Annotated in this window: 23 protein-coding genes; 13 read left to right on the forward strand and 10 right to left on the reverse strand. The window is 62.2% G+C overall.

Features of this window, described 5'->3' with window-relative positions; genetic code table 11:
* Positions 1-277: 277 nt before the first annotated feature.
* A complete protein-coding gene (locus tag IG194_RS17455; protein ID WP_023082734.1) occupies positions 278-946 on the reverse strand; it encodes a hypothetical protein in 669 nt (222 codons plus the stop codon).
* Between the two features lie 206 nt (positions 947-1,152).
* On the opposite strand from IG194_RS17455, the gene IG194_RS17460 reads away from it, so the two are divergent.
* From IG194_RS17460 to IG194_RS17490, 7 genes are all read left to right on the forward strand, one after another.
* Complete coding sequence (locus IG194_RS17460; protein WP_160329399.1) at positions 1,153-2,688, forward strand: hypothetical protein; 1,536 nt, start codon at positions 1,153-1,155, stop codon at positions 2,686-2,688.
* A 48-nt stretch (positions 2,689-2,736) separates the two neighbouring features.
* Positions 2,737-2,964: a helix-turn-helix transcriptional regulator gene (locus IG194_RS17465; RefSeq protein ID WP_023082732.1), complete on the forward strand. Its 228-nt coding sequence runs from the start codon at positions 2,737-2,739 to the stop codon at positions 2,962-2,964.
* A gap of 771 nt (positions 2,965-3,735) precedes the next feature.
* A complete protein-coding gene (locus IG194_RS17470) occupies positions 3,736-4,728 on the forward strand; it encodes an inovirus-type Gp2 protein (RefSeq protein WP_058488350.1) in 993 nt (330 codons plus the stop codon).
* Positions 4,729-4,884: 156 nt separating this feature from the next.
* Entirely contained in the window at positions 4,885-5,799 is a 915-nt protein-coding gene (locus IG194_RS17475) for a LysR substrate-binding domain-containing protein (protein WP_058488351.1), read from the forward strand.
* Positions 5,800-5,896: 97 nt separating this feature from the next.
* Entirely contained in the window at positions 5,897-7,180 is a 1,284-nt protein-coding gene (locus IG194_RS17480; RefSeq protein ID WP_058488352.1) for an NADH:flavin oxidoreductase/NADH oxidase family protein, read from the forward strand.
* A 119-nt stretch (positions 7,181-7,299) separates the two neighbouring features.
* Complete coding sequence (locus tag IG194_RS17485) at positions 7,300-7,881, forward strand: Fe-Mn family superoxide dismutase (protein ID WP_058488353.1); 582 nt, start codon at positions 7,300-7,302, stop codon at positions 7,879-7,881.
* Between the two features lie 43 nt (positions 7,882-7,924).
* A complete protein-coding gene (locus IG194_RS17490) occupies positions 7,925-9,007 on the forward strand; it encodes an NAD(P)H-dependent flavin oxidoreductase (protein ID WP_058488354.1) in 1,083 nt (360 codons plus the stop codon).
* A 231-nt stretch (positions 9,008-9,238) separates the two neighbouring features.
* Here IG194_RS17490 and IG194_RS17495 read toward each other — a convergent pair whose 3' ends face one another.
* Positions 9,239-10,291, reverse strand: coding sequence for a mechanosensitive ion channel family protein (locus IG194_RS17495; protein ID WP_058488355.1), 1,053 nt, complete (start codon positions 10,289-10,291; stop codon positions 9,239-9,241).
* Positions 10,292-10,384: 93 nt separating this feature from the next.
* Entirely contained in the window at positions 10,385-12,118 is a 1,734-nt protein-coding gene (locus IG194_RS17500; RefSeq protein WP_058488356.1) for a peptidoglycan D,D-transpeptidase FtsI family protein, read from the reverse strand.
* A 308-nt stretch (positions 12,119-12,426) separates the two neighbouring features.
* Between IG194_RS17500 and IG194_RS17505 the strand changes: the two genes are divergently transcribed.
* Positions 12,427-12,756 carry a four-helix bundle copper-binding protein gene (locus IG194_RS17505; protein WP_082996211.1) on the forward strand — a complete coding sequence of 110 codons (330 nt, stop codon included), beginning with the start codon at positions 12,427-12,429 and terminating at the stop codon, positions 12,754-12,756.
* Between the two features lie 43 nt (positions 12,757-12,799).
* Here the strand turns inward: IG194_RS17505 and IG194_RS17510 are convergent, their stop codons facing one another.
* Positions 12,800-13,210 carry a DUF1330 domain-containing protein gene (locus IG194_RS17510; RefSeq protein WP_037011165.1) on the reverse strand — a complete coding sequence of 137 codons (411 nt, stop codon included), beginning with the start codon at positions 13,208-13,210 and terminating at the stop codon, positions 12,800-12,802.
* Positions 13,211-13,327: 117 nt separating this feature from the next.
* Positions 13,328-14,686 carry a Na+/H+ antiporter NhaA gene (gene nhaA / locus IG194_RS17515; RefSeq protein WP_058488357.1) on the reverse strand — a complete coding sequence of 453 codons (1,359 nt, stop codon included), beginning with the start codon at positions 14,684-14,686 and terminating at the stop codon, positions 13,328-13,330.
* Between the two features lie 291 nt (positions 14,687-14,977).
* Between nhaA and IG194_RS17520 the strand changes: the two genes are divergently transcribed.
* A complete protein-coding gene (locus IG194_RS17520) occupies positions 14,978-16,951 on the forward strand; it encodes a BCCT family transporter (protein ID WP_058488358.1) in 1,974 nt (657 codons plus the stop codon).
* 19 nt (positions 16,952-16,970) lie between these two features.
* On the opposite strand, the gene IG194_RS17525 is transcribed toward IG194_RS17520, so the two are convergent.
* From IG194_RS17525 to IG194_RS17540, 4 genes are all read right to left on the reverse strand, one after another.
* Positions 16,971-17,378 carry a DUF1850 domain-containing protein gene (locus IG194_RS17525; protein ID WP_024767251.1) on the reverse strand — a complete coding sequence of 136 codons (408 nt, stop codon included), beginning with the start codon at positions 17,376-17,378 and terminating at the stop codon, positions 16,971-16,973.
* Positions 17,375-19,402, reverse strand: a complete 2,028-nt coding sequence (locus IG194_RS17530) for a TRAP transporter permease (RefSeq protein ID WP_058488359.1) — start codon at positions 19,400-19,402, stop codon at positions 17,375-17,377. The genes IG194_RS17525 and IG194_RS17530 overlap by 4 nt, the downstream gene beginning before the upstream one ends.
* 48 nt (positions 19,403-19,450) lie before the next feature.
* Positions 19,451-20,404 (reverse strand): TAXI family TRAP transporter solute-binding subunit, encoded by a 954-nt coding sequence (locus tag IG194_RS17535; protein ID WP_058488360.1) that lies wholly within the window; start codon positions 20,402-20,404, stop codon positions 19,451-19,453.
* Positions 20,405-20,517: 113 nt separating this feature from the next.
* The gene (locus tag IG194_RS17540) at positions 20,518-21,858 is read right to left on the reverse strand and encodes a chloride channel protein (protein ID WP_058488361.1); all 1,341 of its coding nucleotides are present in this window, start codon (positions 21,856-21,858) and stop codon (positions 20,518-20,520) included.
* 140 nt (positions 21,859-21,998) lie between these two features.
* Here IG194_RS17540 and IG194_RS17545 point away from each other — a divergent pair, with 140 nt between their 5' ends.
* From IG194_RS17545 to IG194_RS17560, 4 genes are all read left to right on the forward strand, one after another.
* Positions 21,999-22,340, forward strand: a complete 342-nt coding sequence (locus tag IG194_RS17545) for a hypothetical protein (protein WP_141679707.1) — start codon at positions 21,999-22,001, stop codon at positions 22,338-22,340.
* Positions 22,341-22,682: 342 nt separating this feature from the next.
* Positions 22,683-23,738 carry an OmpP1/FadL family transporter gene (locus IG194_RS17550; protein ID WP_058488363.1) on the forward strand — a complete coding sequence of 352 codons (1,056 nt, stop codon included), beginning with the start codon at positions 22,683-22,685 and terminating at the stop codon, positions 23,736-23,738.
* 153 nt (positions 23,739-23,891) lie between these two features.
* Positions 23,892-25,250 carry a spinster family MFS transporter gene (locus tag IG194_RS17555; RefSeq protein WP_058488364.1) on the forward strand — a complete coding sequence of 453 codons (1,359 nt, stop codon included), beginning with the start codon at positions 23,892-23,894 and terminating at the stop codon, positions 25,248-25,250.
* Between the two features lie 140 nt (positions 25,251-25,390).
* Complete coding sequence (locus IG194_RS17560; RefSeq protein ID WP_160329400.1) at positions 25,391-25,531, forward strand: hypothetical protein; 141 nt, start codon at positions 25,391-25,393, stop codon at positions 25,529-25,531.
* A 120-nt stretch (positions 25,532-25,651) separates the two neighbouring features.
* Here the strand turns inward: IG194_RS17560 and IG194_RS17565 are convergent, their stop codons facing one another.
* Positions 25,652-26,503 (reverse strand): SDR family oxidoreductase, encoded by an 852-nt coding sequence (locus IG194_RS17565; RefSeq protein ID WP_058488365.1) that lies wholly within the window; start codon positions 26,501-26,503, stop codon positions 25,652-25,654.
* Positions 26,504-26,506: the final 3 nt, after the last annotated feature.

Below are 26,506 nucleotides of genomic sequence, written 5' to 3' on the forward strand. Positions count from 1 at the left end.
TGCAATCTTTTTAGGCGGAATCAGCTAGGTGGCGACACTTTTTCGACATTTAGTATTAGGCATGAAAAAAGCCCCTGGAATTCGCTAGGAAAATCAGGGGCTTATCTCTTTTTTTGGTGGGCCGGGGTAATCTGAAATGACTTTCTATCTGCATGAAATTTAAATAAAAAACCCGGTTAAGAAATTCTGTGGAATGCCATTTGGAATACCTCTTAGCTGGATTTGAACTGGAGGCACCTGACACGGCTTGGTGCAGGTCTCTAGCTTTCACGGCTCGTTAGGTCGGGCGTTCAGTGGTCAGGCGGTCTCTGAGGTCCATGTAGGCCAGCGCGCTTTTAAGGTCCTTCATTCTGGCCTCAATACGCTCGTTGATGTCGTCGTCGCTGTCAGAAGAGGGTATTCCGTCAGGGTACTTCCGCTCCCACTGGGCGAGAAGCCTCAGGTATCGCTCTACGTGTTTTAGTGCTTCGTCCCGTTGAGCGCTCATGGACGCCGTTATCTGGCCGGCAATTTTGCGCTCCCTTGAAATTGATTCCTTGAGCTGTTTTTCGTAGTTCTTCTCGGCTTCGGCCGCTTGCCCTGCCTTATCTATAAGCGCGGTGATTACGGCCGTTTCGCTTGTCTCATGCCGCTTGGCAAGATGCTTCAACCTAGAGATGGTTTCTTTGCTAAGGGTGAACGTCAGCGGCTTCCTGCCGTTGCTATCGGACCGGTACCGACGTTGCCGTACAGCGCCCTGCAGTCTGATGACAAGCTCAGGGTCATTCTTCCGGATTTTTCCGATGGCAGAAACCACGTTTTCGTAGGTTCCCAGTCGATTGGTCGGATTGGGCGCTATCGACTTTATGTACTCGGAATCGAGTCGTTGCACCAGGTAGTCAGCTGCCCACTCCCACTCACCATCCTGCCGGCGCAGCCACCTCAGCGGTTTCTCATTCTCTGACATTACATCCTCCAAAGAGGGCGACTCACGCCTAGCTAGAATTTTTGAAAATAACCGTTACGGTTTCGATATGCAATACGATACAAAACCGTTATTAGTAACGTTTTGATGTTTAGTCGGTTGTGTTTTGATGTGTTATATGAGTTGATACTGCTCGTATGTATGAATAATACAGGGTGTAAAAACCGTGAATTGGAGAGAAATTTGAAATGGCTCTTCTCTTCGAAAGCCTATTGGATGCAGATTCTTCTTTTTCACCTGATACTCGCTTCATATTAGAAGTCATAGCCAGAGATCCAGGGTACTGGCGAGATTCAGCGAGAAAGCGGAGCGTGAAGCCGTTTGCGAAGACGCTCCATGTGGAGGAGAAAGTCGTCTCTGCCGCGTTGAACGAGCTAGTCGATGCCGGTGTCATGAAGCGTCATGTTGTCCCACGAGCGGGAAGCGCAGGGCGGGCATCGGTTGCCTACACGCTAGGTTCGTGTCATGTGGACGCATTGATAGGGGATGACTCCTACCCTCAACATGCCGAGCTGTTGCAGGTGCTGTTCTCGGGCGCGGACATGGCTTTTCCTGTGCTCGGACGTGAGCCTGATGAGGGTGACGAACAAGACGAACAAGACGAGCAAGACGAACAAGGCGAGCAAGACGAACAAGACGAACAAGACGAACAAGGCGAGCAAGACGAAAAAGACGAAAAAGGAGGGGGGAAGATGGCTGCGGAGAAGCCTAAAAAGAAGAGGCATCCGCCGCCAGGTGGTCGTGGGCGGCTGAGCATCCGTAATCGTCTGCTTTTTGCGGTTTTGCTCTCTCGCTCTGATCAGTTTGGTGAGGTACAGATCGGATTCCCTGAACTGGCCCAGCTCACGGGCATGAAGCCTACGCAAGTTAAAAATCGCCTCTTTCGCCTGATGCACCTTGGGCTGATTCGTCGTTATGTGGCGGGGCTTTCGAGCAAGGTTTTCGCCTTGCGCAAAGTCAACAGCACCTACTTCCTGAATATCGATGCCCTCGGGCCGCAGGGAAGTATTGCCATACACATCGCACGTGACCCGGAGGCTAAGAGGTTTATCCATGCTGACCTTCTTCAAGGCGATTGTGCGAAAGCCATGAGGGGCGAGTCCGACGGAGTAAGGACACCCAGCAGCCTTCTCCAGCTCTTGGCTGGGCAGGAATGGGGAGTCTTTTCCCTGTTCCAACATCTGCTCTCCAGGTACGCCTCTCATCTGCTATCTCGCCACTGGCAAGATTTGGGTTCTGGGGTGCAGATTGAAGACGCGGAGCTGATGACGTCTATTAAGAAGGACTTCATCAGGGAGCCACAGCTTGGGGCGGTAAGTGAAACCGATATTGAGTCAGAGGAGGGAGCCAGCAGCGAAGCTCCGAGTAAGCTGAAAGATGGAGCAGGTGGTGATGCCGAGCAAACCTGCGAGAGCATCTACTCGCTGGCGATGGATATCGCACGTGAGTACCGGGAGCGATTTGGCCAGGCTAACTGGGTGGACTTCGAGTCGGCGGATGTTCGAATTCTTCCGGCGAAGCGGCGGACCGGATACAGAGCCATTACGCTCATGCTCCAGCCGGCGCCTGTGGATCTCGGCCGCTTCACGGTGTTTTTCGAGGGCCCTCGGGGAAGTTTGAAAGTAGGGCTGGCGAATGATGAGACCGAAATAACCCTGAAGAGTCGATTGCGGTTCGGGTTGGCCACCTTGCCGCCCAAGGCGAGAAAGGTTCGGGCGCAGTAAAAAAATCCCCGGTGTGCAGATCTTCTGAGCTAATAGAGGAGCCTGCTCATGAGGATCATCCGCCTGAAAGAAGTCATCGATTCGACCGGCCTGGCACGGTCGACCATCTACAAGTACATCGGGGAGGGCACCTTCCCGAAACCCGTCTCTCTGGGTGACCGTTGTGTCGGTTGGGTCGATAGCGAAGTTTACGACTGGATCTTGGCCAGGATCGAGGAGCGCGACTCGGTCAGTGACTCTCCCGTCCGATTTGGCCGCTTGGGTGTGGCCGGCTAATCATTAAGCATCGGCGCCATGACCGGCTGCGGCTGGTCATGGCGTTTATGCCGAATGGGCGGCAGTATGCCTTAGCCCTCCTGGTGGGCCGTCAATGTTGCTCCTCATTGCCGGGGCCATCGGGAGGGTACGCAGTTTGATTGCTGGCTGTATCAAGATGGATGGTCGATGGTTTATTTCCGGAGTAAGTGCAGAGAAGAATTTCCCGGTGTGCCCGGTGAGAAACACCCTTCGATCACGGCGTAGCTGAAAGGATCCTGTGCGGTGTGGGTAATATGCTTTTACTAGCTATTCACTACCCTTGGATTTGAGCCACTCCTGATCTTTCTATCTCTAGATTTCTACCCATAGGCTCGGATGCCCACTACACCATAGAGCAATAGCATCTCCTGCCTGTAGGGGCTCTGGACGGCATCGAGGGGAGCAGCAAGCACCTGTTGGACTGGTGCTATCTCTCAGATAACTCCCAGTGCCCGGCTCTGTGATTTCTCCCGACTACGCTTGACATTCTTCGTCTGGATGCTCGATGGCGCTTGGTGTTTTGCAAGCAGGATAGTGGGGTTTATTGATATAGATAGCTACTAACCATCTCTATCAATCTATCTAATCCATTCATCTACTCCATCGCTAACCATCTCCAATAACCTATCACTAATCCATCCACCTCTACTCACTAATGGCTAGCTACAACAGGAACCTAGCTACCCACCTCTCCAGTTTAAAAATACCCACTCCGTACTTGGTATGCCTTAAACCAACCAGGTACACACCATGACCAATCAAGCAGCGAAACACCTCTCCCAATCCGACATCGCTATCCAGATCGAACGACTCGTGAATGCAGTCATCCGTCATGACTGTCCTGCATTCAGGATCAGCTACGACGCACAGGGGGATGAGGTTGTCGAGAGAACCAGGCTCTCTCGGTACTTCGACCACATTCGGCAGATGTATCACCTGGTGCATGACGAGACGTATGCCCTGAGTGAACACCTGCTTGCGTTCAAGGAAGCGTGCTACGACATCGGCATCGAGTTCGGGATGTTCGGGATGACGTGCATGGATGAGAGCGAGGGAGGGCTCCTGTCAGAGGCCCAGACCTACAATTGGCTCGTGGAGAGGATCCGGGAGCACGTGCAGACCAAGTGGTTCAAGCGTGGGAAGCATGACCGTGTATGCCGGGAGAAACGCAATCGGCAAGCAGTCATCGAGTACGTAGAGCGGGTGATGGCTAGCCGCTCTCGTACCGTAGTGGTGAGGGTGAATCTGTACTACCGGGAAGCAGCACGTGCTCGCCTGAAGGTAGAGGACGTCTTCGAGGACCTGGACAGGCTGATCCGAGCTAGGGAATACGATCCGGTCTTCCAACACGAGACGGGCTATATCTGCGCTGTGGAGCAAGGGGAGGACATGGGCTATCACATCCATGCAGCCTTCTTCTTCGATGGCCGGAAGGTGCTCATGGACATCGCCAAGGCTAAAGCGATTGGCAAGCTGTGGGAGAGGATCACGGATGGCTGGGGGTACTTCCACAGCTGCAACCATGACAAGGCACGGTACAAGGAGCGGTGCGGGGTAGGGATGTTCAAGCATCGCGACAGTACAGGTAAGCAGAACGTCGTCGACGCCTGCCACTACCTGATCGAGGACGGACAGTCTTTGCGAGTGAAGCCAGTGGGAGCCAGGTGTCTTCGCTTGGGGCGCCTGACCAGCTTGTCGGAACGTGCTGACCACGCTCTGACTCCATCTCGTTGGGCCCGTTAACGGTAGTGATGGATTGCGACCCAGAGCAGTCTCAATCCAGCGTTGATGGTCTTGACTGGTTGCCTGCGGTTCCGATGCCAACGTAGGCTGACCTTGTTTCCGATGCGCGGGAACAAGGCATCCATTCCATAGCCGAACCTTCTGAAGCAGCTCTCCATGACATCGATGCGACGTCCGCCTCCGCTTCAACTTCTTCCGGCATTTGAAGCCTCGGCCAGACTTCTGAGTTTCAGCAAGGCCGCCCAGGAACTGCACCTGACGACTTCGGCGATCAGCCAGCAGATCAAACAGCTGGAAAATCAGTTGGGGCTGCCACTGTTCCGGCGCCTGACTCGGCGCCTGGAACTCACGGATGCGGGCCACCAGTTTGCTCGGGTAGCCTCGCAGACGCTGGCGACATATCGACAGGGGCACGCCGAATTCGCCCATCGTTTCGACAGGCCGACGCTGCGGTTGAGCATGACGCCCCTCATTGCACATGAGTTCCTGCTTCCCCACGTCGAGGTTTTCCAGGCCCGCCATCCGGGGGTGAGCCTTTCGCTCGAAGCCAGCATGGAGTTGGTCGATTTCGAAAAGGAGTCGGTCGATGCTGCCATCCGTGTCGGCCACGGCCATTGGCCCGGACTGGAATCCTGGCTGCTGTGCGGATGCGAGGCAGTGCTGCTCGCGGTCCCCTCTCTGCTGGCGCGGCATCCGGTGAACCGACTGGAAGACCTGGAGCACCACACGTTGATCCGCCGCAGGCATGAGCAGTTCGGCTGGGAGTCTCTGGCGAGTCTCGCCAAGGTTCCCACCGTCCCGAGCAAAGGGGACCTGCTGGTGGATTCCGACCTGGCTGCCCTGCATGCGGCGGAACGGGGTCTGGGGATCGCGCTGGGCTTCCTGCCGGCGGGGACACCGTTTTCGAAACTCTGGCCGGACAACCGCCTGGTGGCAGTGCTGCCGCCGCTGACGACGCCACTCAGCGCTTACTTCGTATTCCGTCCTGACAACGGAAAGGCTGAACTGCTCAGGGATGCCTTCGACTGGATTCGTTCCCAGGTGACACCGGTGTCCAGTCATGATGGTTAAGTAGGGCTTAATCGTGTGACAGAAATCATCGTTCGTCATGCGCAGGGCCAGTCCTTAGAGTCGTCTGCACACGCAGGTTGCTGCAGCGAGGGCTCCCATGAACGCATTCCAGTCAGAAAAGCCATCGGTCGAATATCCCGAATCAGGCCTGGCCAAGCCACTGATCCTGAAGACCGGCACCATCATCCGCAATCGCATCGCCAAGGCGGCCATGCACGAATCCATGGGCGACAAGCATGGAGCCCCCAGCCACTGGCTGCTGCCGCTCTACGAGGCCTGGGCGCAGGGTGGTGTCGGCCTGAGCCTCACCGGCAATGTCATGATCGACGGCCGGGCTCGCAGCGAGCCTGGCAACGTGGTGGTGGAGGACGAGCGACATCTGGAGTTCCTGCGCGAGTGGGCACGGAGAGGAAGCAGCGGCGGTACCCAGCTCTGGATGCAGATCAACCACCCCGGGAAGCAGGCGATGAACGGCCTCAATCGGGAGAACCTGGCGCCCTCCGCCATTCCCTTCAACGCGGAGCTGGCTCCCTATTTCCCGACACCCCGCGAAATCCGGCCTGACGAGATCAAGGAGGTCATCGATCGTTTCGCCAGCACCGCTCGTATCGCCAAGAAAGCTGGATTTGGTGGCGTCCAGATCCATGCCGCCCATGGCTATCTGATCAACCAGTTCCTGTCGCCGCACCATAACCGACGCGAGGACGACTGGGGCGGTTCGCCGGAGAAGCGTCGGCGTTTCCTCATGGCCGTCTATCACGCTATGCGAGATGCGGTGGGCCACGATTACCCGATAGGTATCAAGCTCAACTCGGCCGATTTCCAGAAAGGCGGTTACGACGAAGGTGAATCCATGGAGGCCGTGCTGGCCATCGCGGATGCTGGTATCGACATGATCGAGATTTCCGGCGGCACCTATGAGTCACCGGCGATGACCGGCACACAGCCGGTGCAGAAGGAAAGTACTCGTCAGCGCGAGGCCTATTTCCTCGCGTTCGCCGAGAAGGTGAGAGAACAGACGTCCGTGCCACTGATGGTGACCGGTGGCTTTCGTACCGTCGCGGGCATGAATGAGGCGTTGCAGAGTGGGGCTCTGGAGCTGGTCGGGCTGGCTCGCCTGCTCAGCCTCGACCCCGCCGTACCGCAACGTCTTCTTGCTGGCCTGGACCCTAGCCATGAAGTCAGCCCCAGGGTTTCCGGCGTGGAGGCCATCGACCGCTCGCGGATGATGGAAATCATCTGGTACACGCACCAACTCATGCGCATCGCGCGCAAGGGACAGGCCCGCCCGGACGAATCCGTCCTGAAAGTCGCGCTCTGCTACATGCTGGGCAATTTTGTCCGCGGCGACATCGGCTTGCCCAAGTTCCGCGCTGGCTGAGCGCGTATGCCTGCCGGTGAGTAACCGGCCTTCCCTGAAGTGATTCCAGACCTGGCGCTTCGCTGTCCGCCGGTTAGCCCCTGTCGGATGGTTTCTGCCATCGAAAACGGAGAACACCCATGGTATTCGAACTCCCCCAGCTTCCTTTCGAACTGGACGCGCTCGCTCCCCATATTTCGAAAGAGACGCTCGAATATCACTACGGCAAGCATCACGCTGCCTACGTAGTGAAATTGAACGAGTTGATCCGAGGTGGCGAGTTCGAAGGCCGCACCCTGGAGGAAATCATCAGGACTTCCGAAGGGGCGACCTTCAACAACGCTGCGCAAATCTGGAACCACAGTTTCTATTGGAACTGCCTGAGCCCCAGCGGCGGCGGTCGGCCGGACGGCGCGTTGGCCAATGCCATCGACACCGGATTCGGCTCCTTCGAGGGTTTCCAGCAGGCGTTCAACGACAAAGCGGTCAGCAACTTCGGCTCTTCCTGGACCTGGCTGGTGAGAAAGCCCAGCGGCTCGCTCGCCATCGTGAACACCAGCAACGCGGAAACGCCGCTGACCTCTGCCGATAGGCCCCTGCTGACCTGCGACCTGTGGGAGCACGCCTATTACATCGATTATCGCAATGCCCGTCCCAAGTACCTCAATGCGTTCTGGCATCTGGTGAACTGGGATTTCGTAGCGGCCAATCTGGCCTGCTGAGTCATTGCATCGGCGACCTCCACCCACCAAGAGAGTCAATGTAATGAACAACGATCAAGACTCCCGTTGTCTGTCCGCAATCGGTGAAGCGGGCAGGTCATCGCCATTGAGCAAACTCGAGTCGCTGGGAGTCCGTTACCCCGTGATGCAGGCCGGCATGACGTCCATCTCGGGGCCGGCTTTGGCCGGGGCGGTTTGTGCGGCAGGAGGAATCGGCACGCTGGGTCTGCATGATGTCTCGGTCTGGGAACAAACCATCGAGCAGACCCGGGCGAAGGCGGCCGGGCAACCGATCTGCGTCAACCTGCTGTTGCCCTACACGCGCGCGAAGCATGTCGAAGTGGCCATCCGTCAGCAGGTACCGATGGTCACGCTGTTCTGGGGGGATGGAAAACCCTTGATCCAGCAGCTTCGCCGCGAGGGTGTCTTCGTCTTCCAGCAGGTGGGGTCGAGGCAGGAAGCGGAAAGGGCGCTCGATGCCGGGGTCGACGGGTTGATTGTGCAGGGTGTCGAGGCTGGTGGCCATGTCAGGGCAACCCAGCGGCTCGATGCTGTTCTGCCGGAAATCGTTGCGCTGACGTCGACCATCCCCCTTTTCGCTGCCGGAGGCATTTACACGGCAGAGGATGCTGAGCGGGCTATTCGTCTGGGGGCACATGGCGTCTGCTCGGGAACACGCTTTGTGCTGACGCCCGAGAGCAACGCGCATGAGGCATATCGCCAGAGGCTGCTGGCAGCGCAGGATACCCTTGTCACTGAACTGTTCGGATTGGGATGGCCGGACGTTCATCGTGTGGTGCCCAACAAGGCGACCGATCGCTGGTGTCGGGCGGATGGTTCCATTCCCGCCTGGCTGCGGTGCTTCAATTCTAGCCTGTCGTTCACACGTAGGCTGCTGCCGATGAAGGCCCATGCTGCCGTTTTCCAAAGACCGGGCCTGCCGGTCTTTTCGCCCGTTCCACTCGTCGACCAATTGCCCGCGGCCTTGCTCGAGGCTACAGCGCTATATGCCGGCGAGCAGGTGGGCCGTATTCGCAGCATTCTTCCCGCCGCCGAGATCGTCGAAAAGCTGGCTCGAGGAGTGACGCTGGGCGGTGCCGCAGCAAGAGCTTACGCGAGGAGTTAGCTTCAGCCTGAGGGCCAAGAGACTTCCAATGGCCGTTTTGAGGACTGAAGGGGGCTACACCATTACATAGAGGGTTGTATTGCTCGTGTCACTTTGACACTATCCGATCGTCATCATTGCAGCTGACCAGTCTGAACCCCATCTCCTGCTGAGCATCCACAATGATGGATTTTCCCTTTAAGGACCCGGCTTCGGCCGGGTTTCTTTTTTCAGGGCCGCGACAGGAAAGCTCTATTGAACTGCCTTGCCGGTTTGCTCCGGCATGCGCAATTCCCTTACAGGGAAGGCGAATTCGACGCCTAGCTCATCGAGCCCCGAAAGCAGCCGCAGGTTGATCGCCTGCTGGACGTCCATATAGCGGTTGTAGTCGGCGGTCTGCATGATGTAGACGACCTCGAACAGCAGCCGGCTTTCTTCGAAGGTGGCTAGATGGGCGCGGTCGAACTTCGCCTCTGTCTGGGCGTCGATGATTTCCTTCACGAGTCCCGTCACCGCCTTTGCCTTGTCGGCTGGGGTCCGGTAGCTGATCCCGAACTGGAACACGATCCGCCGGGTATTCATTCGTTTGTAGTTATGCAGCGTCTGCTTGAGCAGTTCGGTGTTGGAGCAGACGATCTGCTCGCCACTGAGGCTGCGGATGCGGGTGGTCTTCAAGCCGATGTGCTCGATGGTGCCCGCCACGTCACCGAACACCACGAAGTCATCGATCTCGAACGGCTTGTCGAAGCCAATCGAGAGTGATGCGAACACGTCGCTCAAGATGGTCTGCACTGCGAGTGCTACAGCGATGCCGCCTACGCCCAGGCTGGCGATCAGGGCGGTGATGTCGACGCCCAGGTTGGCCAGGATGGAAAGCAGCATTACAGCCCAGACGACGATCAGCACCACCACCGAGATGATTGTCGCCATCACCGGGTTCTGGATGCCACCGAATCGCGAGAGGGCGAGGTCGCGGGTCCACAGGCGGGCGCAGGCATCGAGCCACAGGGCCACCTGCAGGGCCAGGACGACGAACCATCCATGGGCCAGCGCCATCTCCCAGTTGACGGGAAGGGTGACCAACTTGAGGGCCAGCATCAGCGCGAAGACGAACACCAGGGTGTTGCGGGTCCTGTTCGCGATGACCGATGCGTAGCGTGCCCAGTGGCTGGTCCTGCCCTCCAGGCGCTTCCTCGTGGTGCCCAGCAGGAAACGAAACAGCCCATAGCCGATGACGGTCGTGGCCGCCACTAGCAGCAGATGACCGAGAAAGGCCAGATCGAGCCAGGTGTCGAGTTGCTCCATGGAAATCCTCCCGTTCGACTCGGTTTGAATAGTCTTGGTCGAGTCGGGTCGGGAGAAGTTCAGGAAAATGGCGAAAGGCGTCTCGAGGGCACCTCAGCCCGACGCCAGTGTCTGGCTAGCCGTTGCCGCCTCGCGCAAGGGCGGCTCCGGCAGATTGTCGGGTGGGGCTTCCAGGATGCGCAGGGCGCCACTCATCACGCGACTGAACACCGGCGCGGCGACCTTACCGCCGAAGTAGCCGTCGCGGCTGGGCTCGTCGATCACCACCGAGATGGCGATGCGCGGAGCGCTGACCGGGCCGAAGCCGACGAACATCGAGCGGTAGGCGTTTTCCCGGTAGCCGCGCGCACCGGTGGCGGCCTTGCGCGCTGTGCCGCTCTTGCCGGCCACGTGATAGCCGGGCACCCGGGCGCGATGGATGCCGCGGGGCGATTCGACCACCTGTTCGAGCATGGCCGTCACGGTGTGCGCGACCTTTTCCGGAATGACCTGCTCGGGGCGCGGCGCGCGCTCGCGGCGCACCAGCGATAGGGGCACCATGCGCCCGCCATTGGCCAGGGTGGCATAGGCGTGGGCCAGCTGCACGGCGGTTATCGACAGGCCGTAACCGTACGACAGCGTGGCCGTCTCCGCTGGCCGCCAGCGCGGGTAGGCCGGTAGGTTACCGACGCGCTCGCCGGGGAAGCCCAGACCGGTGTACTGGCCCAGGCCCATCCGTTGCATCACGTCGTGGATGGCTTGGCCGCCGATGTCGAACGCTACCTTGCTCATGCCGACGTTGCTGGAGTTGATGAGGATGCCGGTGAGGTCGAGTATGCGGCCCTCGCTGCGGGTTACGTCGCGAATGGTGTAGTGGCCGATGCGTAGGCTGCCGGGCCACACTTCGACCTGGTCGGACGGCCGCCAGCGGCCGCTTTCCAGCGCCGCGCACATGGAGATGGGCTTGACGGTGGAGCCCGGCTCGAACACGTCGGTCAGCGCGCGGTTGCGGATGGCCGCGGAGTCCAGGCCCTGGCGGTTGTTCGGGTTGAAGGTGGGCTGGTTGGCCATCGCCAGCAACTCACCGGTACGCACGTCGATCATCACCAGGCTGCCGGCCTTGGCGCCGAACTGGTCCAGCGTCCGCTTCAGTTCGCGGTTGGCGAGGTATTGCAGGCGCAGGTCCAGCGACAACGCCAGGTCCTTGCCGGGCTTGGCGTTGCGCACGACCTGCAGGTTCTTCACCACGCGCCCGTACAGGTCCTTGAGCACCAGGCGTCGGCCGGGCACCCCGGACAGCCAACTGTCGAAGGCATATTCCACGCCCTCCTGGCCGTGGCCGTCGATATCAGTGAAGCCGACCACCTGGGACGTCGTATCGCTGGCCGGGTAGAAGCGCCGATACTCTTCCCGCGCATAGACGCCCGGCACCTTGCGCGCCAGGATGGCCTGTCCGATCATCGGCGGCAGGCCCCGCTCCAGGTAGAAGAACTCGCGTTCGCGGTTGGCCTGCAGGCGCGCCGCGAAGGCCGCAGGCGTCTGGCCCAGGGCGTTGGCCAGTTCGGCCCAGCGTTCGGGCGCGGTGGCCAGTTCCCTGCCGTTGGCCCAGAGGGTGAGCATCGGCGTGCTCACCGCCAGGGGCTCTCCCCGGCGGTCGGTGATCTCGCCGCGATGGGCGGGAATCTTCAGATAACGCAGGCTACGCGCATCGCCATGGGCCTGCAGGAACTCGCGCTGATGCAATTGCAGTTCGAGCAGGCGCCAGCAGAGCACGGCCGAAAGAAGGCCGAAGAGCAGGATGACCAGGCGCAGGCGCCAGGGGTGGCTGAGGCTGGGTGGAATGTTCATTGGGCGACGCTGTCCGGGCGTTTCACTGGGCTATCTGTCGACCTGGGGCGCTGAAAGGGGGGCAATGTACCACGTCATCCGGACTGGCCTGCTTCGGGCGTTCGGCCCGAGAGGCTGACGGTCGTTGTGCGCTGGGCCGAGCGCCGGCTGGCAGGCCCTGTCGTTACGCATGGTCACTCGGGCGGTCGGCCGAAATCCTGAACCCCTTTGTCAGACGTCGGTCGACCGGGTTGTCGCCTTGTGCAGAACGATCAAGCGCGGTCGTTTGGCGATTCCTTCAACCACGATAACGAAGCGAGGATCAACCCATGCAGACTCAAGACTACGAGGCCTGTTTGCAGGCGTGCACAGACTGCGCCGTTGCTTGTGAGCGATGTGCCAGTGCATGCCTGGGCGAAGAAAATGTGCGGTCGATGGCTCGATGCATCGAGCTGGATCGCGATTGTGCCGATACTTGCCGTCTCGCCGCATTGCTCATGGCCAGAAACAGCTCGTTGGCCAAAGACGCCTGCCGGCTTTGTGCATGGATTTGCAGGGCATGTGGCGAGGAGTGCGGCAAGCACGAGCATGAGCATTGCCGCCAGTGCGCGGCGGCTTGCCGACTCTGCTCCGAGGCTTGCGAGCGGATGGCAGCCTGAAGTCTCGGGCACCGGTAGCGGATGCAATCGGTGCCTTGGGGGCTCAGGCCTCGCGTTCGGTGCTGGCGATGAGTCGCGAGTCGGCCAGGGCGGCTGTGCGATGCACCGTTGCCGCACGATATTCGCTATCGGCCAGCATGCTCAGGAACGCTTCCCTCGAGGGGTAGCGCACCAGCAGAATTTCGTCCCATCGCTCGTCTTCCGGAGCGATGAGCGCCACATGGGCGTCTGCCAGCAGCCGAACCGAGCCGCCGACTGCGGCGACTTTCGCCCCGGCGACGCGGGCATAGCGGGCATAGGCCTCGCGGCCGGTGCAGGGGGGCGCTCCCGCATCCGGCGGATAGTCGGCTTCGGTCCGGTAACGCAGCAGATTGAGCATCAGTATCGGCTTGCCTGCCGGCATTTCCTCGGTGAACCGGGCAAGTTGTTCGCGGCTTGGATTCAGGCTGGGCATGGCGTCGCTCCGGAAGGGGTGGGGATGACGTTGCTGCCGAGCGAGTTGGGTGGTCAAGGCCTATGCATGTGCTGAATGGCGCCGGATGACCCTGAGGCGGATCCTGGATCGGATCGTTCACTTCGCGCGCGCAGGCTCCCTTCCCTTGTCCTGACGCATGACGAAAGCCCCCCAGGCCAGCCCCAGCGCCGCGGCGAAGGTGGAGCCGATCAGTACGCCGAGCTTCGCGGGGCCGAGCAGGCTGGGCTCGGAGAAGCCGAGCATGGCGATGAAGATCGACATGGTGAAGCCGATACCCGCGAGCAGCCCGATCAGGATGACGCCTCGCCAGGTGACCCCGCTCGGCAATGCACACCAGCCCAGGCGCACCATCAACCAGGTGATGCTGATGATGCCGAGTGGTTTCCCGACGATGAGCGCGGCGGCCACGCCCAGCAGGACCCAATGCGGTGCCTCGGCAGCCAGGTCGATGCCCTGGAGGCTGACCCCGGCATTGGCAAGGGCGAACAGGGGCATGATGCCGTAGGCGACCCAGGGATGCAGGGCCTGCTGAACGCGTACCACGGGCGGGACCAGTTCGCGCTGAGCATGGCGCAGGCTCTTCAGGGGCGGCATCAGGTCGCTTGCGTCCCGTTCCGGCGATTGGGCCCGGCCGATCAGTTCGCCGGTGATGCGCGAAACACGCTTCAGGGGGCGCTCCCGCATCGGCATGCTGTATACCGGTGTCATCAGGCCGAGCACCACGCCAGCCAGGCTGGGATGCGCCCCGGTCATGAGCAGGCCGGCCCAGGTCACCGCACCCGGAAGCACATAGGCGTAGGCGGTTCCGACGCCGATCTTCTGCAGGCCGAGCACGAGCAGGATGCCCACTGCCGCGATGGCGAAGCCACTGTAGTCGAGGCCTCCTGAGTAGAAGACGGCGATGATCAGGACCGCGATGATGTCGTCGATGACGGCCAGCGCCAGCAGGAACACCCTGACGTTGGCGGGGATGGATTTGCCCAGCAACGCCAGCACGCCCACCGCGAAGGCGATGTCGGTGGCCGTCGGTATGGCCCAGCCCGAGTGCGCGGCGGGGGTGTGGTTTATCGCCAGGTAGATCGCTGCCGGCGCCAGGACACCACCAACAGCCGCTATCATGGGTAATGCCGCCTGGCGCAGGTTGGCCAGGGCACCCTCATGGATTTCCCGGCGGATTTCCATGCCGACGACCAGGAAGAACACGGTCATCAACCCATCGTTTATCCAGAAGTGGAGCGAACGCGAGAACGTGAAGGAGCCGATTCCGAAGGACAGCGGAGCGTGCCATAGGGCGTCGTAGCTATGAGCGGCCGGGGAGTTCGCCCACAGCAGGGCGATGACGGCGGCGACCAGCAGGACGGCGCCACTGACGGCTTCGATATGCAGGAAACGTTCAAGGTTGGCGAAGGCGCGTTCGGCCATTCGCTGGGCACGGGGCAGGGGATTCTGTTGCATGCGCACAAGCTCTCCGCGCGGCGGCCCGACCTACGCATTGACCTGTCTCGCCACCCTTGCAGCAGACACCCGGAGCGCAAGTCTACAGGACCCTTTCGCGGTGAGTGAAGTACCAGCGCCTCACGTTCGCACCGTTGCGTAAGCGTCATCACGCTGGCTGGAGAGCCAGGAATTACTCGGCGAAAAAAGCACCCATTTCCCATTTGCGGTAGGGATAGCAGGCCATGCTTGTTACCCTTGATAGGTTTTCCGCTGTGCTTCGGCACACAGATTCAAAGGAGAAAACCCGCAATGAATGCCCCATCCAAGCCAAGGAGTACCCTGAATCCACCGGTGTTCTACAGCAGTGCAGTGCTTATCCTGGTACTGGTGCTCTATGCCTCCGTTTTCCAGGAGCAGGCACAAGCGTTGTTCAACGACGTGCAGCAATGGATCATCACCAATGCCAGCTGGTTCTACATCCTCGCGGTGGCGCTGATCCTGATCAGCGTCGTGTTCCTGGCGGTCAGTCGCTATGGCGATATCAAGCTCGGCCCCGACCACAGCGAGCCGGAGTACCGCAGCAGCAGTTGGTTCGCCATGCTGTTTTCCGCCGGCATGGGCATCGGCCTGATGTTCTTCGGCGTCGCCGAGCCGGTCATGCATTTCACCACGCCGCCGGTGGGTGAGCCGGGCACGGTAGCCGCCGCGCGCGAAGCGATGAAGATCACCTTCTTCCACTGGGGCCTGCACGCCTGGGCGATCTATGCGATGGTCGGGCTGATCCTGGCCTACTTCAGCTTCCGCAAGGGCTTGCCGCTCACGCTGCGTTCGGCGCTCTATCCGCTGATCGGCGAGCGCATCCATGGGCCCATCGGCCATGCCGTGGACATTTTCGCCATCCTCGGCACCGTGTTCGGTGTCGCCACTTCGCTGGGCTATGGCGTGCTGCAGATCAACAGCGGTTTCCACCATCTGTTCGGTTTGCCGGTGAACCCCACCGTGCAGATCGTCCTGATCGCCATTACCTGCGGCCTGGCCACGCTTTCGGTGGCCAGCGGCCTGGATAAGGGCATCCGCATTCTTTCGGAGCTCAACCTGGGGCTGGCGGCGGTGCTGCTGCTCTTCGTGCTGTTGCTGGGCCCCACGGTCTTCCTTCTGCAGACCTACGTACAGAATACCGGCGCCTACCTGTCCGACATCGTCTACAAGACGTTCAATCTCTACGCCTACCAGCCCACGGACTGGATCGGTGGTTGGACCCTGCTGTACTGGGGCTGGTGGTTGTCCTGGTCGCCTTTCGTGGGTCTGTTCATCGCGCGCATCTCGCGTGGCCGGACGATTCGCGAGTTCGTCTGTGGCGTGCTGTTCGTACCGGCCGGTTTCACCCTGCTGTGGATGACGGTTTTCGGTGACTCTGCGATCCACATGATCCTCACCGATGGCGTGCAGGACCTGGCGGCGATAGTCGACCAGGACAGCTCGCTGGCGCTGTTCGCCTTCCTCGAGCATTTCCCGCTGTCGAGCGTGGTGTCCATGGTCGCGGTACTGATGGTGGTGGTGTTCTTCGTCACCTCCGCCGATTCCGGTGCTCTGGTGGTGGATATGCTGGCCTCGTCCGGGCATGACCACTCGCCGCTATGGCAGCGCATCTTCTGGTCGGTGAGCATTGGCGTGGTGGCGATTGCGCTGCTGCTGGCCAACGGACTGAAGGCACTGCAGACCGCGACCATCGCCAGTGCGTTGCCGTTCTCCATCATCCTCCTGGCGTCGATCTGGGGATTGTTCCGTGCGTTGCACCTGGACGCCACCCGCCGCGGCCTGCGCAACCAGGCACTGCCGTCGCCGCGCCAGGCGCCCCATGCCCATGGCGGCTGGCAGCGGCGTCTGCGCAACATCGCCATGTTGCCGCGGCGTGCCCATGTGACGCGCTTCATCGCCGAGGTGGCGAGGCCGGCGTGCGAGGAGGTCGCCGCCGAATTGCGCAAGCAGGGCTACGAGGTAACGGTGAGCGAACGCGAAGACGGCCGCGTGAGCCTGGAACTGGACCACGCCGGCGAAGGCCGCTTCCTCTACGAAGTGCGACCGCGCGCGTTCACCACACCCAGTTTCGTCATGCGTGACACCGAGGAGAGCAGCGATGCGCGCAAATACTTCCGTGCCGAGGTGCATCTGCGCGAGGGTGGCCAGGACTACGACATCATGGGCTGGAGCCGCGATGACGTGATCAGCGACATTCTCGATCAGTACGAAAGGCACCTGCACTACCTGCACGTCGTCGGCTGAATGAGCGCGATTTGCTGCGCTAGAGGGGCCGGGACGTTTCTGTGGTCGTCTCGCAGGCCCAGAAATCCACGGCCGGGGTCGCCGTCGTCGGTGGCCCCAGCCAGTGCGACAGCGCCTGGCAGCCGTGTTCGGTGCATAGCTGGTAGTCGCCGGCCTCGGGCGTGCGCCCGGCGTGCAGCGGTTGCAACGGTGGAAGGTGGCGCCGGTAGTGCCAGGCGCCGTCGCGCAGGACCGCACCATCCGGAATCTCCATGCCGGCGCCGTTGCCGCGCACTCTCGCCTCGCCCAACAGCAGGCCGGCAGAGGTCACCTGGTAGTCCTCCTCCCAGCGGATCTTCTCGATGCTGTGCTGCCAGGCCAGGGTGAAGTGCTGCAGCGGCAGGCTGGCCCAGACCACCCCGGCCAGCCCCAGGCACAGGCCGGTCATGCCGGCTGCCCGGCAGCGCCGCGATGGCGCCACAGGTGCCAGCCGAGCACCGCCGCGCCCAGGGCGAAGCCGGCTTCGTCGCTGATCGGCAGGGCGAGGATCAGCAACAGGCCGGCGGCGAACGCCAGGCCGCGCTCCCACCATGGCATGGGGGCACTGAGGTGGCCGATGGAGGCCATGCCCCAGAGCACCACCGCGAAGATCGCCTTGACCAGCATATAGAGCGTGGCCGCCCAACTGTCGCCCTGCATCATCAGCGCCGGGTCGTAGACCGCCATGAAGGGCACGACGAAGCCGGCCAGGGCGATGCGCACCGCCCAGAAGCTGATCTTCAGCCCCTTCTCCTGGGCGATGGGGGCGGCGGCGAAGCAGGCCAGGGCCACCGGCGGGGTGAGGTCGGCGAGGATGCCGAAATAGAACACGAACATGTGCGAGACGATCAGCGGCACGCCCAGCTCCAGCAGGGCCGGGGCCGCGATGGAACTGGTGATGATGTAGTTGGGGATGGTCGGGATGCCCATGCCCAGCACCAGGCAGGTGAGCATGGTCAGCACCAGTGAGAGAAACAGGTTGTCGCGACCCAGGTCGAGGATGTAGCCGGCGAAGGTGGTGGCCACCCCGGTCAGCGAGATGACGCCGATGATCACCCCGACCAGGGTACAGGCGATGCCCACCGGCACCGCATGGCGGGCGCCTTCGGCCAGGGCCATGACGCAGGCCCGCAGGGTGGCGTGGCCGCCGCGGATGAAGAAGCAGGCCAGCGCCAGGGCGGCGATGACCAGGAAGACGATGCCGATACCCAGGCGGAAGAACCCCGAGCAGAGCACCCCTAGCGCCACCCAGAAGGCGATGCGCAGCCAGGTGTTGCCGGCGCGCAGGATGATCGCCGAGCCGAGGATGACAATGGCAGTCAGCGCTAGGCCGACCATGCCCGAGTACAGCGGGGTACGCCCGGAAAACAGCAGGGCGATCAGCACCAGCAACGGGATCAGCAGGAACCAGCGCTGGCGCAGCGCGCCCCAGGCGCTTGGGCATTGCTCCGGCGGCAGGCCGTGCAGGTGGCTGCGCCGGGCCTCCAGGTGGACCATCCAGTACACCGAGCCGAAATACAGCAGGGCCGGGATCAGCGCCGCCTTGGCCACCTCGGCGTAGGGCACGTTGATGGTCTCGGCCATGATGAACGCCACCGCCCCCATCACCGGGGGCATGATCTGGCTGCCCATGCTGGAGGTGGCTTCGACGCCGCCAGCGAAGGCCGGCGAGTAACCGAAGCGTTTCATCAACGGAATGGTGAACTGCCCGGTGGTGACCACATTGGCCACCCCGGAGCCGGTGATGGTGCCCATCAGCGCCGAGGAGAACACCGAGACCTTGGCCGGTCCGCCGCTGCGGTGGCCGAACAGGCCCATGGCGAAGTCGGTGAACAGGCGGATCATCCCGGCCTGTTCGAGGAAGGCGCCGAATAGGATGAACAGGTAGATGTAGGTGGCCGACACGTAGGTGGGCGTGCCGTACAGGCCTTCCGTGCCGAAGGATAGCTGGTTGACGATTTGGTCGAAGCCATAGCCGCGGTGCGCCAGGTCGCCCGGCAGGTACTGGCCGAGCAGACCGTAGACGAGGAACAGGGCGCAGATGATCGGCAGGGCGATGCCCATGACGCGCCGGGCGGCCTCGAACACCAGCACGATCAGTACCAGGCCGATGAGCATGTCGCCGTGGGTCAGCTCGCCGGAGCGCTGGATCAGGTCGGCCTCGAAGAACCACTGGTAGGCCGCGGTGGCCATGCCCGCTAGGCCTAGCAGCCAGGCCAGCGGTTGCCAGGGACGGCCATGGCCGCGCGCCGGGTAGCTCAGGTAGACCACCAGCAGCAGGAGGCCCACGTGCACCGCGCGCAGGACCTGGGTGGAGATCAGCGGAAAGGCCGCGGTGGCGACCTGGAAAATCGAGAAGGCCAGGGCGACGGCGAACAGGCTGGCGGGCCAGCGCTCGGTGTCGGCATGCAGGCCGTGGGCGGTATCGCTCATTCGGGGTCTCCTGCGGTGGCCGGCCCCGGCGTGGGGCCGGCCCATGGCTCAGGGAAGCAGACCTTTTTCCTTGTAGAAGCGCTCGGCGCCGGGGTGCAGGGGGATCGGCAGGTTCTTCGCCGCCTTGTCCAGGCTGATGTCCTTGGCTGCCGCATGGGCGGTGGCCAGGCGCGGCAGGTTGTCGAACAGTTGCTTGGTCATCTGGTAAGCCAACTCGTCACTCACCCCTTCATGGGTTACCAGGATATTGACGATGGCCGCGGTGGGCACGTCGGCGTCCTGGCCGTCGTAGGTCTTGGCCGGGATGGTCGCCGGCAGGTAGGCGTTGTTGCCGATCTTCGCCACCACCTCGGCGGGGATCGCCACGAAGCTGACCGGCATGGTCGAGGCGAGGTCGCGGATCGATGCCTGGCCCAGACCCGAGGACTGCAGGGTGGCGTCGAGCTGGCGGTTCTTGATCAGCTCCACCGACTCGGCGAAGGGTAGGTATTCCACCTTGCCCATGTCCTGGTAGCTCAGGCCGGCGGCCTTGAAGATCGCACGGGCGTTCAGCTCGGTGCCGGACTTGGGCGCGCCGACGGAGATGCGCTTGCCCTTGAGGTCGGCCAGGGAGGTGATCCCCGACTCCTTGCTGGCGACGATCTGGATGTAGTTGGGGTAGGTGCCGGCGATGGCCCGCAGCTTCTTCAGCGGCGTCTTGAAGCCGGCGTCGGCCTCGCCTTTCCAGGCGTCGGCCACCGAGTCGCCAAGAGCGAAGGCCAGTTCGCCGCGGCCGGCCTGCAGCAGGTTGAGGTTCTCCACCGAGGCCTTGGTGGCCTGCACCGAGGTCTTGCTGCCCTCGATGCCGTGGCTGTAGATCTGCGACAGGCCGACGCCCACGGGGTAGTACACACCGCTGGTGCCGCCGGTGAGGATGTTGATGAAGACAGGGGCGGCCTGGGCGGTGGCGCAGACGGCGAGGAAGGCGGCGCCGGCCAGCGCCAGGCGGGTGCGTCGGATCATGGCTGGGTCTCCAGGTTCTTGTTCTTGTGCCTGAATGACTAACCGTAGAACGCTTGCGCCCGGCTTGCCCAGGTTTTTAGCCGAAAGTCTAAGAGCGCGCGACTGCTTTTAGCTCAGGGTTTATTTGGTGCCAGCTTGTCGAGGACCTGCCGCGCCAGGGCGTGGTACAGCGAGACCGGTGCGATCCAGCCGGAGACGGTGGCGGCCATGACCGTGGCCGCCAGCATGGGGATGAGCAGGTCGGGGCTGTGGGAGAGTTCCAGGACGATCACCGAGGCGGTCAGCGGCGAGCGCGTCACCCCGGCGAGGTAGGCGCCCATGCCCAGCAGCGCGCAGGTCTGCGGGTTGACGTCGGGCAACTGGGCCAGCAGCGGGGCGAAGGCCGCGCCTATGCTCAGCGAGGGCGAGAACAGGCCGCCGGGGATGCCGGCGAGGTAGGACACCACGTTGGCCAGGAACTTCCACAGCAGGAAGCTCTGCTCGGTCATCGGGTGGCCCTCCAGCAGGGCGCGGGTCTCCTCGTAGCCGGTGCCGAACACGTGGTTGCCCGAGGCCAGCCCCAGCAGCGCCAGCAGCAGCCCGCAGGCACCGGCGAAGCGCACCGGGAAGCGCTCGCGCAGGCGGCACATGCGGCCCAGCCAGCCGGCCCGGGTGGGCAGCACCAGCTTGACGTAGAGCCCGCCCAGCAGGCCGCCGAGCAGCGCGCAGGCCGGCACCTCGCTCCAGCCCCAGCCCGCCGGCAGGCTGCCGCCGATCTCGCCGAAGTAGGAGTAGTGGCCCATCAGCCCGAGGGTGACGGCGCCGCCGATCAGCACCGCGGTCAGCACCAGGCCGCTGAAGCGCTGCTCGAAGGTTCGGCTGAGCTCCTCGATGGCGAACACGATGCCGGCCAGCGGCGTGTTGAAGGCCGCGGCGATGCCGGCCGCGCCACCGGCGAGGATCAGCCCGGCGATGGTGCGCCGGCCGTGCAGCCCCAGGCGCCGGCCGAAGGCGTAGATGACCGCGGCGCCGACGTGCACCGTGGGCCCTTCGCGGCCCACCGAGCCGCCCACCAGCAGCGCGCCCAGGGTGAAAAACATGCGCACGGCGGCCACCGGCAGCGTCAGTACCTGGGCGCGGAAGCGCCGCGAAGGCGACTCCAGCGCGGCGATCACCTGGGGAATGCCGCTGCCCTTGGCCTCGACGAACCAGCGCTGGGTGACCCAGGCCAATAGGGCGAAACCCGCGGGGGTGACCAGCAGCGGCAGCCAGGGGGCGACGCCGAGCATGCGCTTGAACAGGGCGAAGGACTGGTCCGCCAGCCAGGCGAAGGCCAGCGCCACTAGGCCCACCAGCAGCGCGCCGACCCAGAACGCCAGGCGCTGTCGCCATTCCAGCCAGCGGGGCCGGCGGAAACGCCGGGGGCGGGCAGGGGAGGCTTGTTCTGCGTTGGCTGGGCTGGGTTGCTCGGACATCGACGGGGCCTGGAGCGTGGACAAGAAGTCGATTATCGTAATCTTTGACTTGTCTGCCGATGAGAGAAATAAGTCTCTGACTCCGATCTAACGTCTCTGTGCCTTCTCTTCAGCCCGATGCCAATCCGATGGAAGGGTGGTTGAGCACACTGGTCAAAATCAAGCGCAAAGTCGGTGATGGCGTGCTGGTGCTGCCCGCCCACAATGAGTGTTTCAGGGGGCTGCATGCCCGCTTGGATGATCTGCTGCAGCTCCAGCACCGGCTGCTGGCGGATTTGCTCGTGCGCCTGAAGCAGCCTCGTCGGGCGGTCGACGTATTCGAGTGCCTCTTCAGGCGCGAAATCACGATGTCCGATGGCTTCCTGCTGACGATGGCAACCGGCGAGAGCCTTGCGAATCTGAACTACCTGGTCGCTTCCGGAAAGGTGACGAGGCAACAGGATGAGTCAGGCGTCGATTGGTATTGCGCCGCAGGTGTCTAGGCACGGATGTCGTGTGCTGAGGATGAACCCCCGTAAGCCATCTCAGCGCAGTGCCCGCCGCAGGATAGCGACGGTCACATCGGGTTCGATTGAACGGTGACCTTCGTGTTCATTTTTTTGCCTGCAGACAGGCCGTGGAAGTCGCCTCGATGGTTGCAGCCGAGGGCGCTCCACTGGGGCGTTTCAAACGCCATTCTCTCGAAGAGTGTCTGCTGGCAGACACTCTGGCCTGCAGCGTACCAATAGGATTGCGAGCGCCATATTCGGGCGCTTCTTCGGAGAGTCCGGGCGTGGTAGCGACCCCTGGCAAGGGGCCTATTTCCGACTCGGAGCCCGATAATAATGTACAGGAAGACCTTTCAAGGCCTGGTCACGATAGCCGCGTGCGCTTTTGCCTTTCAGGCGCGTGCGAATGGAATTGCGCTCAACGAGCAAAGCGCCAGTGGTGCGGGGACTGCGTTCGCGGGGCGGGCATCGACCGCATTGGACTCGAGCGTCATCCATGGCAACCCAGCCGGTCTGGTGAAGCTCAAGCAGGCTGAAGTCAGCGGTGGCGCTGGTGTCATTCGACCGCGCCTGGATATCAGTAGCGGGCACGGCAAGGCGGCGGGCACTAACGAGGGGGACTCCGCGCCCCTCGCCACGGTGCCATTCGGATTCATCTCTTCGCCGATCTCGGAGGACTTCAGTATTGGTCTGGGCCTTTATGTGCCCTTCGGTCTAGTCAACGACTACGAGTCGAGTTTCCAGGGCCGTTACCATGGCTCGTATAGTGAGGTGAAAGTTGCCACGTTGCAGCCGACCGTTAGCTATCGCATCAACGATGTCCTCTCCGTTGGAGGGGGCCTCACTATCAACCGCATCGAGGGCGAGTTGCGCAATAACCTGGCTACGGCTCCGCTCAACCCATCTCGTCGGGACACCGAGATCAAGATCGCAGGCGATGACACTGCCTTCGGTTACAACCTCGGCTTAATGGTCGATCTGAGCGACGCTGCCACTTGGGGGATGACTTATCACTCCAAGGTTCGATACACCCTGCAAGGGCATACCTCGGTAACAGACTCACCCCCCGCTTTTGGGCTCAATGGCCACTACAAGACCCAGATGGAGGTTACCCTGCCCGAGTCCGTTGACACGTCCGTGACCTATCGCTTCGATGAGCGATGGACTGGCTATGTCGGCGCAACATGGACGCGTTGGAGCCGGATGAACGAACTGCTCGCAGAGAATAGCGGCGTGCCGGCGCTAGGGATGGCGCTGGGCTTCGGCTCGATTGGCGAAGAGATGAACTGGCACGATACCTTGGCCATGGCGGTCGGTGCGTCTTATCTAATTGGCCCACAGTGGGTACTGCGCGCGGGCTTCGCTTACCCAGCAGACATGAGACCGGGATGAGGCTCCGTTCACATCCTGTAGCTGGGCTGTCAGCTCATCCGATTTTTGGATTCTCCGAATTCAAAACATGGATTTCCCGCAGGTTTTTCCGCCGCATAGAGTCGGCCGGTCTCGGCGCCACCCGGGCGCCGGCCCACTTGGCGAGATGCAACCATGCACGACGAGTCCTATCCTTCCCCTCTGGCCGCCTGGAGCACGCTGCTGATCCTATTGCTGGCGGCCATCCTATCCTTCGTCGACCGGCAGATCCTCAACCTGCTGGTAGAGCCGATCCGTCGCGACTTGCAGATCAACGATACCCAGATGAGCCTGCTGATGGGCCTGTCCTTCGCGCTCTTCTATGTGGTCTGTGGCATTCCCTTCGGCCGCCTAGCGGATTCCCGGAGCCGGCGTGGCGTGATCGCCCTGGGCGTCCTGCTGTGGAGTGGGGCTACTGCGGCTTGCGGCCTGGCGGTAGCCTATTGGCAGTTTCTTCTGGGCAGGATCAGTGTGGGAGTTGGCGAGGCGGCGCTGACGCCGGCGGCCTATTCGCTGCTTGCCGACAGCTTCCCCAGCGAGCGCCGTGCTACCGCTTTTAGCATCTATGCCATGGGCATCTATCTGGGATCGGGTATCGCCTTCCTGCTCGGCAGTCTGGCGGTGGCCTTCACGGCTGCGCAGCCAAGCGTTGAGTTGCCGCTGCTGGGCAGCATCCGATCCTGGCAGTTGGTGTTCATCCTCCTTGGCATTGTGGGCCTGGTCTTCACCCTGTTGCTGTCGGCGATTCGGGAGCCGCTTAGGCAGGGCGTTGGCGCTGGCAGCGTAGTGCCGCTGGCGCAAGTATTCGACTACCTGCTTGCCAATCGCCGTACTGTGCTGCATCACAACTTGGGGTTCGCCTGCCTGGCGGTGGCCGGCTACGGCAGCAGTTCCTGGGTGCCGACATTCCTCATGCGCACCTATGGCTGGAGCGCCCAGCATGCAGGTGGCGTCTATGGCGGCCTGGTGCTGGTGCTGGGCTGCCTGGGCATTCTCTTCGGTGGTCGCCTTTCCGAGCATCTGGCGCGGCGTGGCTATCGCGATGCCAACATGCGGGTTGGCTTCCTTGCCGCGCTTGGCGCGTTGCCTTGGGTCGTGGCCTTTCCGCTGGCGCAAGATGGTCGCCTGGCCGCGCTGCTGCTGGCACCGACAGTGTTTTGCCTGAGCATGCCGTTCGGCGTCGCCGCTGCGGCGCTGCAAGAGATCATGCCAAACCCAATGCGCGGCCAGGCCTCGTCGCTGTACCTGTTGGTTATCACACTGATCGGCCTGGGGGCGGGGCCGACCCTGGTGGCGCTGCTCACCGACTACCTGTTCGCCGATGACCGCGCGTTGCGTTACTCGCTGTTGCTGGTGTCCTCCGTGGCAGTGGCACTCGCTGCGTTGCTGCTAGGCGGTGGACTGGCACCTTACCGTCGAAGTGTCGAGCATCTGGCCGCTTGGGTGCCGTCGACGTCGGCTCCCGCCGTAGTAGTGACTGCGCTGCGCGGCTAAGGCGAGTGCATCCAGAAAATCGATGCAGGGCATCCATAAAAGCAGTTTCCCCCGGCAACCGGTGGCTGTTTATGGTTGTCCTGCCTGCATGATGCAGGCCTCAGCATGAATTGAAGGGGACAGGCGAGCCGATGTCTCGAGTGAAAGTCGAACGTTTCTTCCGCATCCTGGTTTTGATCCTGATACTGGTGTTCATCTTCAAGGCCCTGACCGGTCCGGTCAGGGCGGCAGAGCGCGAAGGGCGGCCAGCTGTTGTGGTCGCATGCCTCTCGGACCGCTGAGTTAGGTGTCCGGGAGGGAAGATGCGGTATCGGATCTGGCACCGGCCTTGCGCCGGTGCTTTTTTTTGCGGGCACAAAAAAGGGGAGCCGGACGTTCCGGCTCCCCTGGACTGCGTCGGTTCAGCTGCGGCGAATTCCGTACTGGCGGGCGATCAGGCGGTCGACCAACCGCGTGGGCAGCAGCAGCGGCAGCGTCCAGTTGCGCAGCCGGTCGGGAATGATCGCGTAGCGGGCCTTGGGCGAGCGCTCGGTAAGCACCTCGAAAATGATCTCGGCCATGCGTTCGGCGGGCAGGCCGCGCTTGCCCTCGGCGATGAAGTGATCGCGCGAGCGCTGCATCGCCGGGGCAATCTCCAGCCCGGCATACGGCGTGATGTCCATTTCCTCGCCCTTGTCCCAGATCGGCGTAGCGATCTGGCCGGGACCGAGGGTAATGACGTCGATGCCATAGAACAGCAGCTCGCGCCGAAGGCTTTCGGAGAAGCCCTCCATGCCGTGCTTGGACACTGTGTATGGGCCGAGGAAGGGGATGCCGATGCGTCCGGCCAGGGAACTCATGTTGATGATGCGTCCCGGCTCGCCGTGGCGCCGACGTTCGGTGCCAAGCAGGGGCAGGAAGGCCTGAGTGACGATGAGCGGACCAACAAGGTTGATTTCGAGCTGCTTGCGGTATTCGTCCACCGGCAGGTGCGAGAAGGGGCCGGACACCGCAATGCCAGCGTTGTTGACCAGGCCGGCGAGGGTGCTGTCGCGCAAGCGCTCGCGAACGATCGCCGCGCCGACCTGGACGGCGGCGGTGTCGGTGACGTCGAACAGGAGCGGTGTAAAGGTATCGCCCAGGCGCTTGCTCAGCGATTCGGCGTCTTCAGCCTTGCGTACGCTGCCGAAGACGTGGAAGCCGTTTTCGGCGAGGTGGATGGCGGTGGCGCGGCCGATGCCGCTGGAAACGCCTGTTATCACGACTGATTTCATGGA

The sequence above is a fragment of the Pseudomonas sp. ADPe genome (assembly GCF_014843515.1).
In the GTDB taxonomy this organism is placed as follows: Bacteria; Pseudomonadota; Gammaproteobacteria; order Pseudomonadales; family Pseudomonadaceae; genus Pseudomonas; species Pseudomonas citronellolis.